Origin of the sequence: Maritalea sp. (assembly GCF_051251695.1) — a bacterium.
Taxonomy (GTDB): Bacteria; Pseudomonadota; Alphaproteobacteria; order Rhizobiales; family Devosiaceae; genus Maritalea.
Genome location: NZ_JBPOEU010000094.1, coordinates 1 through 2,355 on the forward strand (window position 1 = coordinate 1; position 2,355 = coordinate 2,355).

A 2,355-nucleotide genomic window follows, 5' to 3' on the forward strand; every position below is an offset into this window, starting at 1 on the left:
GTAAGCGTCCGCCAATCCCACCTAGCGCTTAGCAAACTGCCATGGTAGCAGTTGCTCGATATTGACATCGGGCTGGCTGAGTTCATCAAGGCAAGTCATCACATACTCGAATACGTTCAGGTCGTTGGCTTTAGCCGTTTCGATGATGCTGTAGAGAACAGCGCTGGCGTTTGCGCCCCTGGCCGTTTGGCTAAACAGCCAGTTTTTCCTACCTATGACGAACGGCTTTATCCCGCGCTCAGCGCGATTATTATCGATACTCAATAACCCGTCGAGTGTATAGCGTTCCAGCTTTTTCCATTGGTTTAAGCAGTATTGTATCGCTTCGCCCAACTTGGTTTTGGGTAACACTTGTTGAGCCGATTTCATTAGCCACATATGAAGCTGACTTAGCAGCGGCACACTTTTTTCCTGTCTTGTGATGTAGCGCTCTTCTACCGTTTTATCTTTTAGCTGGGTTTCTAAGCGGTAGAGTTTTTGGATGTGATTGAGTGCCCAATCCGCTTTGCCACTGCCTTTCTTACCTGTGCCTTTTTTGGCTTCCATGAACTTACGGCGTGCATGTGCCCAGCAACCAATGAGTGTGGCTTGCGTTTGCTCGTAGCCTTGATAGCCATCCACTTGTAAGTAGCCGCTGTAACCTTTAAGGAAGTCTACGGCGCATTGCCCAGCGCGACTATTGTGATAGTCGTACAGCACGATATTAGGTATCTCTGTTCCCGGGATATTACCGGTAGGTGAGTCAGCGCCACTGGCGTACAACCACATGTAGCTATTCACTTTCTCAGATTCAACGACCTTCAGCGTGGTTTCATCCGCCGCGATAACCGGTTGTTTTAGGATATGTTGATGGAGCTGGTCATAAAGCGGTTTAAATAGCTCAGCGCAGCGGATTATCCAGTCAGCCATGGTTTTACGACTTAATTCGATACCATGCTGTTTGAACATAGACTCTTGTCGATACAGCGGTAACCCATACTGATATTTGCTGGTAATGATTTGGCTTAATAAACTTGGGGTCGCATAACCTTTAGGGATAACGCTGTGAGGTACAGGCGCTTGTTTTACTGTGTTGCTAATACCGTCTTTCTCACAGGTACGACACGCATATTTAGGGCGAACATGCTCAATCACTTTGACCTGAGCAGGAATAAACTGAAGCTTTTCTGACTTATCTTCACCAATGCGATGTAGCTCACCTGCACAACAGCCACAGACTTTTTCTTCGTCGCTAATATCGTGAACGATAACCTCACGAGGTAGGTCTTTGGGTAACGGTTTACGTGTGGGCTTTTTACGGGTGTAGCTTATGGCTTCTTCTTGCGTATCTGATTCAACAGCAAGCGCTTCCGCTTCATTAAACAACTCACCTTGCCCAGGATGACCTTCGGTACTTTGACCGAACTGTTTATGCTGGGCAATACGAAACTGCTCCTCAAGATATTGATAGCGAGACATCACCTGAGACAACATCTTTTTCAATGTTGCTGGGTCATCAGGTAAGTTTTCGATATCAATATTCATGGCCTTATTATCATGCAATAAGGCATTGATTTCCCGACATTATTAAGACGATTTCGTGATCGTTAATCGCTAGTTATGATCACAGGTTATAAGCCGGATGCATTGTAGTGCAACGGCTGATGGCCTATTACATCGTAGCCTGATAACAGCCACTGTAACTGCTGTTCACTTACATTCAGATGTTGTAAGTTAGCATCGACAGGCCACTTAAACCGATACTTCTCGAGACGTTTGTACCAAAGCGCAAAGCCCGTTTTATCCCAATAGAGTATTTTGAGCTTATCGCGCTTTTTATTGCAAAACACAAACAGCGCATCACGAAAGGCATTGAGCTCCATGTTCTGTTCGACCACTACAATCAAGCCATTAATCGATTTACGGAAGTCGACGATATCCATGTATAAATAAACGTCGGCAGGCTCAACAAACATCTTCATTCAGCCAGTGCCTTCATCACGGTGGCAAGCCAGTGAGGGCTAACATTCGTTGGCACGCTAAGATGAGCGCTCCCAAGTTGCAGAAGAAGTTCGCCACCGGTTTCCTCGGTGTGTGACTCAATCTTTGTTACTTCACGTTTGACGTGAACGAACTTGCTGTGAGTACGATGAAGACGAATATCACGTCGCCTGGTGTAGTAGGTTTGGACATTAATCTGTTGCTGGCGGCAAAACGCCACCGCTGTGAGTCCACTTTGTTTTTGTTGCTCAAATAAATTGAGCCAGTCTTCTACTTCTCTTCGTTGATGATGCGCCATGGTCATTCTCCTTAACAAAGAGAGCACCATGACGTAGAAAACCTATGAATTGAATGTGGGGATTACCGGACGGACAC

At 46.0% G+C, this 2,355-nt stretch carries 3 protein-coding genes; all 3 read right to left on the reverse strand.

What is annotated here, in order from left to right; translation table 11 throughout:
- Positions 1 to 21: 21 nt before the first annotated feature.
- Complete coding sequence (gene tnpC / locus ACSHWX_RS18295; RefSeq protein WP_435669645.1) at positions 22 to 1,524, reverse strand: IS66 family transposase; 1,503 nt, start codon at positions 1,522 to 1,524, stop codon at positions 22 to 24.
- Positions 1,525 to 1,610: 86 nt separating this feature from the next.
- Positions 1,611 to 1,961, reverse strand: a complete 351-nt coding sequence (gene tnpB, locus ACSHWX_RS18300; protein WP_435669646.1) for an IS66 family insertion sequence element accessory protein TnpB — start codon at positions 1,959 to 1,961, stop codon at positions 1,611 to 1,613.
- Positions 1,958 to 2,278 carry an IS66 family insertion sequence element accessory protein TnpA gene (tnpA, locus tag ACSHWX_RS18305; protein ID WP_435669647.1) on the reverse strand — a complete coding sequence of 107 codons (321 nt, stop codon included), beginning with the start codon at positions 2,276 to 2,278 and terminating at the stop codon, positions 1,958 to 1,960. The genes tnpB and tnpA overlap by 4 nt, the downstream gene beginning before the upstream one ends.
- Between the last annotated feature and the right edge of the window lie 77 nt (positions 2,279 to 2,355).

Coding starts and splice junctions, on each gene's coding strand:
- tnpC (WP_435669645.1), bottom strand. CDS start 1,524: ATGAATATTGATATCGAAAACTTACCTGATGACCCAGCAACATTGAAA.
- tnpB (WP_435669646.1), bottom strand. CDS start 1,961: ATGAAGATGTTTGTTGAGCCTGCCGACGTTTATTTATACATGGATATC.
- tnpA (WP_435669647.1), bottom strand. CDS start 2,278: ATGGCGCATCATCAACGAAGAGAAGTAGAAGACTGGCTCAATTTATTT.